The sequence below is a fragment of the Citrobacter sp. W9 genome (assembly GCF_026719375.1).
GTDB classification, from domain to species: domain Bacteria; phylum Pseudomonadota; class Gammaproteobacteria; order Enterobacterales; family Enterobacteriaceae; genus Citrobacter; species Citrobacter werkmanii.
Window position 1 is genome coordinate 22,832 of the sequence record NZ_JAPPTE010000012.1, and the last position, 13,827, is coordinate 36,658.

Annotated in this window: 14 protein-coding genes; 4 read left to right on the plus strand and 10 right to left on the minus strand. The window is 50.3% G+C overall.

Annotated elements, in window-relative coordinates; all coding sequences use genetic code 11:
* Positions 1–32: 32 nt before the first annotated feature.
* Positions 33–1,424, plus strand: coding sequence for a cystine/sulfocysteine:cation symporter (gene tcyP, locus OOJ59_RS16885; RefSeq protein WP_006684833.1), 1,392 nt, complete (start codon positions 33–35; stop codon positions 1,422–1,424).
* A gap of 61 nt (positions 1,425–1,485) precedes the next feature.
* On the opposite strand, the gene cedA is transcribed toward tcyP, so the two are convergent.
* Positions 1,486–1,749 (minus strand): cell division activator CedA, encoded by a 264-nt coding sequence (cedA, locus tag OOJ59_RS16890; RefSeq protein WP_071600734.1) that lies wholly within the window; start codon positions 1,747–1,749, stop codon positions 1,486–1,488.
* A 191-nt stretch (positions 1,750–1,940) separates the two neighbouring features.
* Here cedA and katE point away from each other — a divergent pair, with 191 nt between their 5' ends.
* Positions 1,941–4,199, plus strand: a complete 2,259-nt coding sequence (gene katE / locus OOJ59_RS16895; RefSeq protein ID WP_085049498.1) for a catalase HPII — start codon at positions 1,941–1,943, stop codon at positions 4,197–4,199.
* 37 nt (positions 4,200–4,236) lie between these two features.
* On the opposite strand, the gene chbG is transcribed toward katE, so the two are convergent.
* The 7 genes from chbG to osmE form a co-directional block, all read right to left on the minus strand.
* On the minus strand, positions 4,237–4,995 hold the full coding sequence (gene chbG / locus OOJ59_RS16900; protein ID WP_038640162.1) for a chitin disaccharide deacetylase: 759 nt from the start codon (positions 4,993–4,995) through the stop codon (positions 4,237–4,239).
* Between the two features lie 12 nt (positions 4,996–5,007).
* Entirely contained in the window at positions 5,008–6,363 is a 1,356-nt protein-coding gene (locus OOJ59_RS16905) for a 6-phospho-beta-glucosidase (protein WP_038640160.1), read from the minus strand.
* Positions 6,364–6,487: 124 nt separating this feature from the next.
* Positions 6,488–7,327, minus strand: a complete 840-nt coding sequence (chbR, locus tag OOJ59_RS16910) for a transcriptional regulator ChbR (RefSeq protein WP_003030617.1) — start codon at positions 7,325–7,327, stop codon at positions 6,488–6,490.
* Positions 7,328–7,340: 13 nt separating this feature from the next.
* Positions 7,341–7,688 carry a PTS N,N'-diacetylchitobiose transporter subunit IIA gene (gene chbA / locus OOJ59_RS16915; RefSeq protein WP_038640158.1) on the minus strand — a complete coding sequence of 116 codons (348 nt, stop codon included), beginning with the start codon at positions 7,686–7,688 and terminating at the stop codon, positions 7,341–7,343.
* Positions 7,689–7,742: 54 nt separating this feature from the next.
* Positions 7,743–9,101 (minus strand): PTS N,N'-diacetylchitobiose transporter subunit IIC, encoded by a 1,359-nt coding sequence (chbC, locus tag OOJ59_RS16920; protein WP_006684840.1) that lies wholly within the window; start codon positions 9,099–9,101, stop codon positions 7,743–7,745.
* An 87-nt stretch (positions 9,102–9,188) separates the two neighbouring features.
* Positions 9,189–9,509 (minus strand): PTS N,N'-diacetylchitobiose transporter subunit IIB, encoded by a 321-nt coding sequence (gene chbB / locus OOJ59_RS16925; protein WP_003030620.1) that lies wholly within the window; start codon positions 9,507–9,509, stop codon positions 9,189–9,191.
* Positions 9,510–9,810: 301 nt separating this feature from the next.
* Positions 9,811–10,149, minus strand: a complete 339-nt coding sequence (gene osmE, locus OOJ59_RS16930) for an osmotically-inducible lipoprotein OsmE (protein ID WP_087856706.1) — start codon at positions 10,147–10,149, stop codon at positions 9,811–9,813.
* A gap of 199 nt (positions 10,150–10,348) precedes the next feature.
* Between osmE and nadE the strand changes: the two genes are divergently transcribed.
* Together nadE and cho are read left to right on the plus strand one after the other, a co-directional pair.
* Entirely contained in the window at positions 10,349–11,179 is an 831-nt protein-coding gene (gene nadE, locus OOJ59_RS16935) for an ammonia-dependent NAD(+) synthetase (protein ID WP_038640152.1), read from the plus strand.
* 126 nt (positions 11,180–11,305) lie between these two features.
* On the plus strand, positions 11,306–12,193 hold the full coding sequence (gene cho / locus OOJ59_RS16940) for an excinuclease Cho (protein WP_069324271.1): 888 nt from the start codon (positions 11,306–11,308) through the stop codon (positions 12,191–12,193).
* Here cho and ves read toward each other — a convergent pair.
* Positions 12,153–12,728 carry an environmental stress-induced protein Ves gene (ves, locus tag OOJ59_RS16945; protein ID WP_069324272.1) on the minus strand — a complete coding sequence of 192 codons (576 nt, stop codon included), beginning with the start codon at positions 12,726–12,728 and terminating at the stop codon, positions 12,153–12,155. The two genes, cho and ves, sit on opposite strands and share 41 nt — an antisense overlap.
* Positions 12,729–13,024: 296 nt before the next feature.
* A complete protein-coding gene (gene spy, locus OOJ59_RS16950) occupies positions 13,025–13,510 on the minus strand; it encodes an ATP-independent periplasmic protein-refolding chaperone Spy (RefSeq protein WP_085049500.1) in 486 nt (161 codons plus the stop codon).
* Positions 13,511–13,827: the final 317 nt, after the last annotated feature.

The following is a 13,827-nucleotide window of genomic DNA, read 5'->3' on the forward strand; positions in this document are numbered from 1 at the left end:
GTGATCCGCATAATAAGATCAGGAGAACGGGGATGAACTTTCCATTAATCGCGAACATTATCGTGTTCGTAGTGCTGCTGTTCGTGCTGGCGCAAGCCCGTCACAAACAGTGGAGTCTGGCAAAAAAAGTACTGGTCGGTCTGGTCATGGGTGTGGTGTTCGGCCTCGCGCTGCACACCATTTATGGCTCCGACAGCCAGGTTCTTAAAGATTCCGTACAGTGGTTCAACATTGTCGGCAACGGTTACGTCCAGTTGCTGCAAATGATTGTTATGCCGCTGGTCTTTGCCTCTATTCTCAGTGCCGTTGCGCGTCTGCACAACGCCTCTCAGTTAGGTAAAATTAGCTTCCTGACCATCGGCACGCTGCTGTTTACCACGCTGATTGCCGCGCTGGTAGGTGTTCTGGTGACCAACCTGTTCGGCCTGACCGCCGAAGGTCTGGTACAAGGCGGGGCTGAAACCGCACGCCTGAATGCCATTGAAACCAATTATGTTGGCAAAGTAGCCGACCTCAGCGTTCCGCAACTGGTGCTGTCGTTCATCCCGAAAAACCCGTTTGCCGATCTGACCGGAGCGAACCCGACGTCAATTATCAGCGTGGTTATCTTCGCAGCATTCCTCGGTGTAGCCGCACTGAAACTGCTGAAAGATGACGCCCCAAAAGGCGAGCGTGTTCTGGTCGCTATCGATACCCTGCAAAGCTGGGTGATGAAGCTGGTTCGTCTGGTTATGCAGTTAACGCCGTACGGTGTTCTGGCGCTGATGACTAAAGTGGTTGCAGGCTCCAACCTGCAGGACATCATCAAGCTTGGCAGCTTCGTCGTCGCTTCGTATCTCGGTCTGGGCATTATGTTTGTGGTACACGGGATCCTGCTGGGAGTTAACGGCGTTAGCCCGCTGAAATACTTCCGCAAAGTCTGGCCTGTCCTGACTTTCGCTTTCACCAGCCGTTCCAGCGCCGCGTCCATCCCGCTGAACGTTGAAGCACAAACCCGTCGTCTGGGCGTACCTGAATCCATTGCCAGTTTTGCCGCCTCTTTTGGCGCCACGATCGGTCAGAACGGCTGTGCCGGCCTGTACCCGGCCATGCTGGCGGTGATGGTCGCCCCAACTGTCGGTATTAACCCGCTGGATCCCATGTGGATTGCCACGCTGGTAGGTATCGTGACCGTGAGTTCCGCAGGCGTTGCAGGTGTGGGCGGTGGCGCGACCTTTGCCGCGCTGATCGTTCTGCCTGCCATGGGTCTGCCGGTAACGCTGGTCGCGCTGCTGATCTCCGTTGAACCGCTGATTGATATGGGTCGTACGGCGCTGAACGTTAGCGGCTCCATGACTGCCGGTACGCTGACCAGCCAGTGGCTGAAGCAGACCGACAAAACGATTCTGGACAGCGACGATAACGCCGAACTGGCGCATCGCTAAGCCTGTTTGCTGATAAAAAAACCGCCGGCGTGTCATGCTCCGGCGGTTTTTTTATATCCAGTTAATCGCTCAGTTCATTTTCCTGGCGAATCTGATTAGCCCAGCGTTGCGCTGATTCCGGAACCGTAAATGCAGGCGAACGCTGAAACGACTCCCCCATTAAGACAAAAGCGACATATTTACCGCGCAGTATCCATACGTCACGAAACGCATCCATTTTAACCGCATGCTCTGGCGGAGCAGGCTCCACACGGGGCACGTAGCTAATAACCGGACGATTTTGTTGGCGAAGAGGTTTCATAATCAGTTGTTTCACTAAAGACAAATTCTAAAAATCAGAAAACCGCTATCTTAGCCGATTTTCCCCTCCCGCGTCCTGCCTTGCGTGCGCGGTTTGCCTGTCTCATGCGCTTTACTTCCCCGGTATATTCCTGCAGGGCTGAGTGAGTGGTCTATAGTTAAAGCTTTTGACAGCAACAACGACCCTTTCAGCGATGAATACAGGAGACGAGTTTAATGTCACAGAAAGATAAGCATCCGCTCCATCACACTGCGCCGGTTCATGATGCCAGCGAGTCCAAACCCGGTCTTGATTCCCTGGCGCCAGCAGACGGTTCACATCGTCCAACGCCTGAACCCACGCCTCCGGGCATGCAACCCACCACGTCCGGCAGCTTAAAAGCGCCTGACATCAGAAGTGACAAACTCAACGCGCTGGACAGTTTTCGCAAAGGAAGCGAAGAATTTGCCCTGACCACCAATCAGGGCGTACGCATTGCAGACGATCAAAACTCGCTGCGCGCCGGAAATCGCGGGCCAACATTACTGGAAGATTTTATCCTGCGAGAAAAAATCACCCATTTTGATCACGAACGTATACCAGAACGTATCGTTCACGCTCGAGGGTCAGCCGCGCACGGTTACTTTCAGTCCTATACCGATTTAAGCGCAACGACAAAAGCCGATTTCTTGTCCGAAGAAAACAAGATAACACCCGTTTTTGTCCGTTTCTCAACAGTCCAGGGCGGCGCAGGCTCAGCGGATACGGTCAGGGATATTCGGGGATTTGCGACAAAATTTTATACTGAAGAGGGCATCTTTGATCTGGTAGGAAATAACACGCCGATCTTTTTTATTCAGGATGCACATAAATTCCCGGATTTCGTCCACGCCGTAAAACCGGAGCCACATTGGGCCATCCCACAGGGCCAAAGCGCGCATGATACCTTCTGGGATTATGTCTCATTGCAGCCTGAAACCCTGCACAACGTGATGTGGGCGATGTCTGACCGGGGGATCCCGCGCAGTTATCGCACGATGGAAGGTTTTGGCATCCATACTTTTCGGCTGATTAATGCGCAGGGGAAAGCCACTTTCGTCCGCTTCCACTGGAAACCGCTGGCTGGCAAAGCTTCTTTGGTATGGGATGAAGCACAGAAACTGACGGGTCGCGATCCTGATTTCCATCGCCGCGATCTGTGGGAGGCAATTGAAGCCGGCGATTACCCGGAATACGAACTTGGCCTGCAGTTAATTCCGGAGGAAGATGAGTTTAAATTCGATTTTGACCTGCTCGACCCGACAAAACTCATCCCGGAAGAGCTGGTTCCAGTTCAGCGCGTCGGTAAAATGGTACTAAACCGCAACCCGGACAATTTCTTCGCGGAAAACGAACAGGCGGCATTTCATCCCGGTCACATCGTTCCGGGCATCGATTTTACCAATGACCCTCTGTTACAGGGCAGACTGTTCTCCTATACGGACACACAGATCAGTCGCCTGGGTGGGCCCAACTTCCATGAAATCCCGATCAATCGCCCTACCTGCCCGTACCATAACTTCCAGCGCGACGGTATGCATCGCATGGATATTGATACCAATCCCGCCAACTATGAGCCTAATTCCATCAATGACAACTGGCCACGAGAGACGCCGCCGGGGCCAAAACGTGGTGGATTTGAGTCGTATCAGGAGCGCATTGACGGGAATAAAATTCGTGAGCGTAGCCCCTCTTTCGGCGAATACTATGCCCACCCTCGCCTGTTCTGGCTAAGCCAGACACCAATAGAGCAACAGCATATTATTGGCGGATTCAGTTTCGAACTCAGCAAAGTGACCCGGCCTTATATTCGCGAAAGAGTGGTCGATCATTTGGCGCATATTGATACCACTCTGGCGCAGTCCGTGGCCAGCAACCTCGGTTTTGAACTGACCGAAGAGCAAACCCAGATCTCCCCTCCACCGGACGTCAACGGGTTAACCAATGCGCCTTCGCTTAGTTTATATGCGGGATCAAAAGGTGATATCAAAGGCCGCGTGGTCGCCATTCTGCTCAATGATCAGGTAAAGGCAGACGATCTGCTCACCATTATGCAGGCCCTGCAGTCGAAAGGCGTTCATGCCAGGTTGCTCTATTCCAGAATGGGTAATGTGGTTGCCGACGATGGCTCCGTCCTGACGATCGCGGGTACCTTTGCCGGCTCGCCGTCGCTGACGGTCGATGCGGTTATCGTTCCGGGTGGGAATATCGCGGATATCGCCATGAATGGCGATGCGAAATATTACTTACTGGAAGCGTATAAGCACCTGAAACCTATCGCCCTGGCAGGAGATGCTCGCCAGCTTAAAGCTGCATTGAATATCACAAATCAGAGTGAGGAAGGCGTGGTAGAAGCGGACAGTGCAGACGCACAGTTTATGGATACCTTACTGACACTGATGACTGCGCATCGTGTCTGGTCGCGAGCCGGAAAAATCGACGCGATCCCTGCCTAAAAAAATGCGGCGCATAATTGCGCCGCAAACTCAGGAATTACACGTTCAGAAAACTGCCAAGACGATAACCGCGCTCCGCAATAGCATATTTCAGTGACGAAGACGTCAGTACGTCAAGCTCAGTTAAGCGGGGGTAACAGTAGGCACTTTGACGAATAGTGTCATCGATAAAGGCTGGATGGCACATGACTTCCAGTGAGGACTCTCCCCGGTCTGCTGAGGCATCCAGCGTTTGTAAAAACAGCGCCTCAGAAATCGCTTCGCCATAAAACTCGCTGCTGAATCCCTGGGAAGAACGCAACGTGTCGGGTAAATCAGACGACTGGCACACCGCCTGACGATCGATACGCAACGCAATCCCTCGTTCGGCTGCAAAGCTCGCGACAATGGGGAAAATCTGCGGGAACATATGCACATGGTGATGGCTATCCAGATGCGTCGGTTCCCGCCCAAACAGGTCTATAAAACGCTGATACTGCGCGGCCAGCTCTTGCGAAATTTCATCCAGCGGCAAAGCATCTTCTTCTGCCATTTGCCAGATCCATTTCCCCAGCAATCCGTCACGCGTAAGGCCTGGCATTGGCGTCAACGGTCTGCCCAGCGTCAGAACAAAGTGCATCCCGACGGCAAGTGCAGGTATGTCACGACTCAGTTGTACCGCATGGTCAATCGCCGCGCCATTTACCAACGCCGTCGTCGAGGTGACCACGCCATTGCGGCAGGCTTCAACAATGCCGTAGTTTTGGCCTTTACTCAGGCCAAAATCATCCGCATTCACAATCAGTACGCGTTCCATAGCCGACCTCAGTTAGTGTTGTTCGCTTTTCAGTTTCTCAATACACCCGGCGAAATTTGGCAGCCATTGTTCATGCGCCAGAATCAATTCACGCGCCAGGACTTCAGCGTCGCGGTCAGAATGCACCAGCGGGCTAAGGTTCAGCGCCAGCAGCACATCATTTAGCTCTCCGCTCAATGCCGCATTGCTCGCCGCCACTTCAAAGCCTTTAATGGTATAGATAAGACCGAGGACTTTCTCATCAAAATGAGTAATACGTGGGTGTGGCGTGGCGCCGTTGCGTCCCAACGTGCAGGTCATTTCTACCGCCCAGTCCGCAGGAATGTTATCGACATGCCCATGGTGCGGAATGTTGACATAATGTTCGGTCTGCTTATCGTTGTAGATAGCGTTGATCACTTCACAGGCCGCGTCGGAGTAATAAGCGCCACCGCGCTGTTCCAGTTCCTTCGGCTTAACGTTCAGCTCAGGATTTTTATAGAGATCAAAAAGTTGTTTCTCAACTTTCTGTACCACCTGAGCGCGTGCCCCGCCCTTATAGTATTCACCCATCTCAATTGCCAGCATCTCTTTTGGCTTGAAGTAGTAGAGCAAGTAAGAGCACGGCAGTAGTTTCAGCGAACGAATCAGTCCTTCACTAAACGGCAGGTCAAAGATGTTCTTCACGGTAGACGCTTTCAACTCGCCCGATGCGACGCCGTCCAGCAGTTCATCAAAACGTGACACGCCGTTCACCAGCACATCTTTGATAAAGACCATATGGTTCAGACCGAACAGATCGATAGATAAATCATCGCTCTCTTTCAGCGCCAGCACATCGCTAATGAACATTTTCATGCCGACGGGAATATTACACACGCCGATGAATTTCTTAAAATTCGTATGGCGATAGACCGCTTCAGTCACCATCCCTGCCGGGTTAGTAAAGTTAATCACCCACGCATTCGGGCACAGTTCTTCCACATCTTTTACAATGTCAAAAATAACCGGAATGGTACGCAAACCTTTGAACAGACCGCCCGCACCGTTCGTTTCCTGTCCCAGATAACCGTGGCTCAGCGGGATACGCTCATCCTTCTCACGGGCTTTAAGTTGTCCTACACGCAGTTGGGTGGTAACGAAATCAGCATCTTTCAACGCTTCGCGGCGATCCAGCGTTTTATACAACTTCATCGGAACGCCAGCTTTGTCGATCATCCGCTGGCAAAGGTCAAAAATAATGTCCAGCTTCTCTTTACCACCCTCTACATCAACCAGCCACAATTCAGAAACCGGTAATTCATGATAGCGCTTAATAAAGCCTTCAAGTAACTCAGGGGTGTAGCTGCTCCCGCCACCGATAGTGACGACTTTTAATTTCTGGCTCATACGTTCTCCCTTCAGTGTCAAAACACTGACATGTATTATGCTCAACCCGTTTGTCAGGTATAGCGTGGCTGTCCCGACGCTATTTAGGGCAAGCTATAAAAAATGAGTTATTGGAAAATAATATCTACTGATTAAATTCAGTTAATTTCTTACGATAGCTATTTGGCGTAAACGACGTCAGCTTTTTAAATGTTTTAATAAACAGGCTTGGACTACTGTAACCAGACTCATAAGCAATATCCGTTACAGAATAGTTAGTCATTTCCAGCTGTTTTTTAGCAAAATTAATGCGAATTTCATTAATGATCTGCATCGGCGTTTTGCTGTAATAACGCTGGGTCGCGCGGGTCAGATACTCCTGGGATTTCGCGGACAGGTGTACCATATTTTCCAGCGCATTCTCGCTAAACTGCCGTTTATCATGCATGGTCTCGACGGTGGTTTTGAGCCACTGAGGAATATCATCCAGCACCTGCTCTTCGCGATGATGGCGCAGCCGATTAATAATATAGAAGGTGACCACTTCTACAAATTCATCGAGTCCGCTCTCACGAAAGTTCAGTGATGCAATAACCGTTTCAATGTAGGTAAGAAACGAGTTATTCGCCCGATAGACCTGCGATGCAACGAAACAAAACGGCAGCAGCGGGTGGTAGTGCTGTTCAAAAAAACGTTTACTGATACCGACGTTGAGGATCCTTGTCGCACCGAAATCATAGAAACTCTGGTGATGCGATCCCAACGGGATAAAAACAAAGTCCCCGCGCTCAAGCAATACGCGTTTACCGTTGATTTCCTGATAATAGCGTCCGGTTAAAACCAGCGTAAATTCATAGTAGTCATGTTGATGCAGCCCACTGATGCTCTCAGTTTTGTTATAGATGAACACATGGAAATTTTTGCCATTAAACAGCTGCTGTTCATAGACGGTTTTGATTTCCGGTGCGTTAATCTGTAGCTGCATTTTGCACTCCTCGCTATTTCAGCTTCTCGTGAAGTTCAATCAGTTCAGTGACCAACTCGCGCGCCAGCATCGAGGTCATCAGATGATCCTGTGCGTGGACCAGCACCAGGCTGACTTTCATTTTACCTTCGCCCTGATCGCCTTCAATCAGTTTTGTTTGCACGAGGTGCGCTTCGTTCAGCGCCAGGCGAGACTGGTCCATCATGGTCTTCGCTGCTTCAAAATCCCCCTGCTTGGCCATTTTGAGTGCGCCGTATGCCAGGCTACGCGCCTGACCAGAATTAATGATGAGCCCCATCACCACTTCTTCAAGTTCTTCTGCTTCTGACTGCGTGTCGACGATATTCTCGATATCCAACATACTTTTTTCCTCTGGTTCAGTCTGGCATGACCGCGAAGCCACGCCGGATTAAATTTAGAATTTCAATGCGTTAGCGATATCTTCTTCGCTTTCTTCTTGATCAATAACGTTCTGAGCTTTGTTGGCTACTACCACGAACGGCAGGTAAACCAGCGTTGCAATACCGAGGTTGAACAGCGCGACCAGCAGAGCGGCGACGCTACCGTTGGTGTTAAAGAACGCGCCCAAACCGGTTGGCATAGTCCACGGCGCGATGTTGGTAATCGGTGGAATAATGCCTGAGTAGTAAGCTGCCAGCGTAATCGCCGCCAGAATCGGCTGAACCAGAATGAACGGAATAAACATAACCGGGTTCATGATGATCGGCAGACCGAACAGGATAGGTTCGTTAATCTGGAAGAGACCTGACGGCAGTGCCAGCTTAGCAACCTGACGATAGTCAGGACGACGCGATGCCAGGAAGATAGCGATAATCAGACCCAGCGTTGCCCCGCTACCCCCAAGGAAAATATAGGAGTCGAGCATCGGTTTCGCCCAGACGTGGAACGTCTTACCGGCTTCCAGCGCAGCGTCTACGGAACCAAACTGTTGGTAGATAGAGATGTTTTCCAGCGCCCATGGCGTCATGATTCCGCTGTCCAGCGCGGTCAGCGCCAAAGAACCGTGAATACCAAAGAACCACAGCAGCGGAACAAAAATCACATAGGCCCAACCCACTACGCTACCCAGCGATGCCAGCGGCGTTGAAATGGAATCCATAATGATCTGATGGAAGTTGGTACCCCAGGTGTTCAGCGCCCAGGCGATGATCCCCATAATGGAGAGAATAAGAAAGCCAGGAATCAGCGCAGAGAAGGAACGCGATACGGATGTCGGTACGCTATCAGGTAATTTGATCACCCAATTACGATGGACCACAAAAGTGAACATTTCCGCGACCACCAGGCCGATAATAATACCGGAAATAATATTCGCGCCGCCCAGCCAGTTAGCGCCAACCGCATAAGCTTCACCCACGCTGTATGGCGTGACGGTCATAAATGCGGCGACAGATAACAACCCGGCAGCCAGTGAGTCGACCTTGCGTTCTTCTGCCAGCGCCATGCCGATAAAAAACGGCGCCATCAATGACATGATACCCAGCGTACCGTTATAGACGTTTCCACCAATGCCTTTCAAGCTATTCAGCGTTTCAATAGTTGAAGCATCAAGTCGAATGCCCATCGAATAAAAAAACGACCCCTCCCCAAAGCTCAGGAAAACGTTATTAATTAATACAAACATTGCCCCTGCGAGGGTTAACGGCATTAAACGAATAAAACCGTTTTTGATTGCATTAACGTGCGGCTGCTTTCCAATTTTTACAGCAAAAGGAAGGAGTACCTTTTCAAGTGAAGCAATAGCGTTACTCATAGAAAAATACCCTTAAATACCGCAATTAATAATTGCGGTGAATGTTAATGAAATAACTCTTTGACGGGAAAAATTAAAATAAAATAATTAATTTGCTGCGGCTTTTTTAATTGCTGCAACAGCAGCCTTAAGCACGCCTAAACCATCGACTTTGCCATACAGCAGCGAGTCAATCACTTCCACAGGCTTGTTGGGTAACAAACGCTGAATTTCGGGCAACATATAAGCAATTTGCGGACCTAATAACACAACATCGGCCGCTGGACCTTTTTCTCCGGCCAGCGTTTCAGGAAACGCTTCAATAATAACCGGCACTTCGTATTTTTCGGCCTGAGCACGCATCTTCGATACCAACAATGAAGTCGACATGCCCGCAGAACAAAACAGATAAATGTGTTTCTTTTCCATTAAAACGATCCTCATGTGCGATTATCTGTCAACCAGACACTCCGCAAGCCATAACCTGCATCCATGCTCTGGGTAACCTGCGTCAGCTAAATTACTTTTTTAGGTGGCTGAAACGAGTATACGGGATTGTACCGATGGATGGTATTTCCTTGACCAACTAAATTGTCTCTCCTTGACCTGTCGTTATGACCCCCCTCACATTTTATGCAAATAATTCGCGGCAATAAATAAGATCGTGCGGCACAAAAAAACCGGCGCGATGGCCGGTTGTTCAGAGTGCTCAGGCAATAAACAGTTGTTACTACTTCGCTGCCTGCGGGTCGGTGTCGTATTCTGCGCAGGTCTGGTAGCCAGAGTTAATCACATGACCAGTATCGTCTAAAGCAACGAAATAGGTTTCAGCTTTACCATCTCGTTGACCCAGGATGTAGGTCTGACAGGTCCCGCGCGCATGGATCATGCTCACTTCTGAAGAAGGCTTACCGGCAATCTGCGCGACCTGCGCCCTGCTCATCCCTTTCTTCACATCTTTCACTACGGGCTGAACAAATTGGTCTTTGGTACGATCATAGGCCGTACACCCCGCCAGCATAGTCAAAACAGCCGCTGCACCCAGAATTCCTGCTAGATTCTTGTTCATTTTTTCGTCCTCTTGTTTTTCAGCGTGTTATGTAAGCCTGGAGCACAACAACGCATTTTTCAAGCAATCAGATGATACTTAGGCCGTTTCGGAAAATTCTATTAAAACAAAATGATGTTATATCAGGCCTGCATCCCTTGTCGTTTGGGCCTCAACGCGTTAGCTTTAACATATCATTTTATTTTTCACAGGGGGTTGCATGACTCTGCAGCAAGAGATAATCAAAGCGCTTGGCGCAAAACCGCACATTAATGCAGAAGAGGAAATTCGTCGCAGCGTAGATTTCCTGAAATCATACCTGCAAACCTACCCCTTTCTGAAATCACTGGTGTTGGGCATTAGCGGCGGACAAGACTCCACCCTCGCCGGAAAACTCTGCCAAATGGCCGTTTCCGAGCTCCGCCAGGAAACGGGGAATGACGCGCTACAATTTATTGCGGTGCGTTTACCGTATGGCGTTCAGGCTGATGAACAGGATTGCCAGGACGCCATTGCTTTTATACAACCGGACCGCGTACTTACCGTCAATATTAAAGGTGCAGTGCTGGCCAGCGAGCAGGCGCTGCGCGAGGCGGGTATTGAGCTGAGTGATTTTGTGCGTGGCAATGAAAAAGCCCGTGAACGTATGAAGGCGCAATACAGTATCGCGGGCATGACCAGCGGCGTTGTCGTGGGTACCGATCATGCAGCAGAAGCGATCACCGGTTTCTTCACTAAATATGGCGATGGCGGTACTGACATCAACCCAATATTCCGTCTGAACAAGCGCCAGGGTAAACAGCTGCTTGCTGCGCTGGGTTGCCCGGAGCATTTATATAAGAAAGCTCCCACCGCCGACCTTGAAGACGATCGCCCTTCTCTGCCGGATGAAGCCGCATTGGGCGTGAGCTATGACAACATCGACGATTATCTGGAAGGAAAAACGCTGGATGCTGAAATAGCTAAAAAAATCGAAGGTTGGTATCTGAAGACTGAGCACAAACGTCGCCCACCCATCACCGTGTTTGATGATTTCTGGAAAAAAGCATAATTTTTTCTGCCTAAGGCCGGGTAGCGCCCCTATTGCTGCTCTCCGGCCTTAGCAGCCTGATCATGCCGCTTTTTTAATCGCCCCTCAGCTGTTATACTGGATGGATAACCAGCATCGGAGTGAAAAGTGGTACGGCGTCAATCAGCCCCTCGCCTGACATTAGAGGCAGCAGCAATTTATGAATACCCCGAGCATCTGCGCCCATTTTTGAGTGCGCTTCCCGCGGTGCCCGGCGTCTATCTGTTTCATAGCGAAAGCGACACCCTGCCGCTTTATATAGGCAAAAGCGTCAATATTCGCAGCCGCGTGTTGTCACACCTGCGTACCACGGACGAAGCGGCAATGCTGCGCCAGTCCAAACGCATTAGCTGGATTTGTACGGCTGGAGAAATTGGCGCCCTACTGTTAGAAGCGCGGCTTATCAAAGAGCAGCAGCCTCTGTTTAATAAACGGTTGCGACGCAATCGTCAGCTTTGCGCCCTGCAGCTTACCGACCAGACTGTTCAGGTTGTTTACGCACGAGATATTGATTTCTCCCATGCCCCCAATCTGTTTGGTTTGTTTGCCAATCGCCGTGCCGCGCTACAAACATTGCAAAGCATCGCCGATGAACAGCAACTGTGCTACGGCCTGTTGGGGTTGGAACCCCTGAGTCGCGGGCGCGCCTGCTTTCGCTCAGCGCTAAAGCGCTGCGCCGGAGCGTGCTGTGGGAAAGAGAGCCCGCAGGCGCATCATTCGCGCCTGCTTGAGGCGCTGGAAAGAGTGCGCGTCATCTGCTGGCCATGGAACAATGCCATTGCGCTGCAAGAAACCCGCGCTGAAATGACTCAGTACCATATCATCAATAACTGGTTTTGGCTGGGCGCCGTTGCAACGCTGGATGAGGCGACAACCCTGGCGAGAATGCCGGCTGGCTTTGACCATGATGGTTACAAAATTCTCTGCCGGCCTGTTTTGTCTGGCAAATATGACATTATTGAACTGAATCCGGAGAGTATCCCGGCATCCAGTTAATCTCGCTGAACAGCAGTTTCCCCTCGCGCTCCAACAGGCGCAGGGTGTGTTTACCGTCGTGCCAGCTCGCGCCCTGATCGGCCGTCAGCAGCTTCTCACCCAATTGCCAGGCGCCACTGATAACAAACACGACGCCGCCACGAGAACCAAAGGTCGTAAAAGTGCGATCGGCAACTCTGACTTTCGCCTGGCAAACATCTCGTCGGGTCATGATATTAAAATCCATCGACATCCGTCCTTCCGTCAGCTTTGCTTTTACTACCTTGTCACCAGCAAAAGTAAAAGGTTGATGCTGCTTCAGGGTGTGAGTGAAGATGTTCGCCTCTTCCAGGGTCACTTCACCTCCTTCCAGCAAGGTAATCACGCGTTCTACGCCCGGGAAAAGAGAAAACTCTCCGTTTGCTGCAAGAGAGGCGATACTCGCCCGCCAGTGAAAATCGCGTGTTGCTGGCGGAAAACAGCAAATCTCTCGCGTTTCTCCCGCCCCATTGCGCCACAGACTGACCGGCATTTTGCGGATATCGAAATATTCCATCACCCCTCCAGAAAGGCGTAGCACGTCAACCTGCCGTGAACAGCCAGCCATAAATCATCATTGTGATATTTACCCTGCAGAGTATCGTTATCGGCAACAGGGTTGATTTGCCTTAGTGCTGAATAGGGTATTTTGCAAAAAAATTAACGCTTCTCCTGGCGGGAAAGAAAAAACCGCCGATCCTGCCCACATCGTTAAACGTGTTGTGGACAAGAGCGGCGGTCTTGAGTTTGTTGCACACTGTGCGGCGCTGAACGCCGACACAGCATGACTGATTTAGTGTAGACGACTGGCGATTACTCGGCAGCTTCTGGCATTTTACCTTTCTGCGCCGGACGTTCTGTCAGACGCTTCTCAAAATTGGCATTAAACTGCTTTTTCTGTTCCGGCGTCAGAATGTTGTAAATCTTGTTCTGCGTTTCCATGTGCGCCAGCATGTTGGCTTTACGCTGTTCTTCCATCTTCGCAATTTGCGCTTCGGCTTTCGCTTTATCGAAGCTATCGCTGGCAATGATATCGTGCATGGCGCGGCGTTCTTCCAGCGGCGGACGTTTCATCTGATCGCGCTGGCCTTTCATAATTTCGCGAATCTGCTGTTTCTGCGCGTCGGTCAGGTTCAGGTCTTTGAACATCATGTCGTGATGCGGGGCGAACTTCCCGTTGTGATGCATCATTGGTTTGGCATCCGCTGGCGCAGTTGTTGTGGTGTCAGCAGCATGGGCCAGGTTTGCAGCGCCCAGCGCCAGGGTAGAGGCAACAAACAGAGCAGTCAGTTTACGCATAATTTCTATCCTTTCTTTCAGTTATTTTTACGACATTCATGCGATTCTTATGCAATGTGATGTCGTGTTGACGAGATTAACTTTACCGGCTTAAGCGTCAATTAATCAGAGCAACGGTAAAACAATGAAAGTGTAAAAAACAAACATTCATCAATTATGGAGAAAAAAAGAATAAATTGCGCAGAGTTGAAATGAAAAATTACAACAAGATGATTTTGAAAGGATTATGAAGAACTATACCTGAACTGTGATTATTAAGAAAGCAACTTACCAGGAATAATCTGTAATAAATCTAAAGCGCACGTAAAAATAAGCCC

Bases quoted from the DNA above. Each gene is read 5' to 3' on its own strand.
- tcyP (WP_006684833.1), top strand. From the start codon at position 33: ATGAACTTTCCATTAATCGCGAACATTATCGTGTTCGTAGTGCTGCTG.
- katE (WP_085049498.1), top strand. From the start codon at position 1,941: ATGTCACAGAAAGATAAGCATCCGCTCCATCACACTGCGCCGGTTCAT.
- chbG (WP_038640162.1), bottom strand. From the start codon at position 4,995: ATGGAACGCGTACTGATTGTGAATGCGGATGATTTTGGCCTGAGTAAA.
- OOJ59_RS16905 (WP_038640160.1), bottom strand. From the start codon at position 6,363: ATGAGCCAGAAATTAAAAGTCGTCACTATCGGTGGCGGGAGCAGCTAC.
- chbR (WP_003030617.1), bottom strand. From the start codon at position 7,327: ATGCAGCTACAGATTAACGCACCGGAAATCAAAACCGTCTATGAACAG.
- chbA (WP_038640158.1), bottom strand. From the start codon at position 7,688: ATGTTGGATATCGAGAATATCGTCGACACGCAGTCAGAAGCAGAAGAA.
- chbC (WP_006684840.1), bottom strand. From the start codon at position 9,101: ATGAGTAACGCTATTGCTTCACTTGAAAAGGTACTCCTTCCTTTTGCT.
- chbB (WP_003030620.1), bottom strand. From the start codon at position 9,509: ATGGAAAAGAAACACATTTATCTGTTTTGTTCTGCGGGCATGTCGACT.
- osmE (WP_087856706.1), bottom strand. From the start codon at position 10,149: ATGAACAAGAATCTAGCAGGAATTCTGGGTGCAGCGGCTGTTTTGACT.
- nadE (WP_038640152.1), top strand. From the start codon at position 10,349: ATGACTCTGCAGCAAGAGATAATCAAAGCGCTTGGCGCAAAACCGCAC.
- ves (WP_069324272.1), bottom strand. From the start codon at position 12,728: ATGGAATATTTCGATATCCGCAAAATGCCGGTCAGTCTGTGGCGCAAT.
- spy (WP_085049500.1), bottom strand. From the start codon at position 13,510: ATGCGTAAACTGACTGCTCTGTTTGTTGCCTCTACCCTGGCGCTGGGC.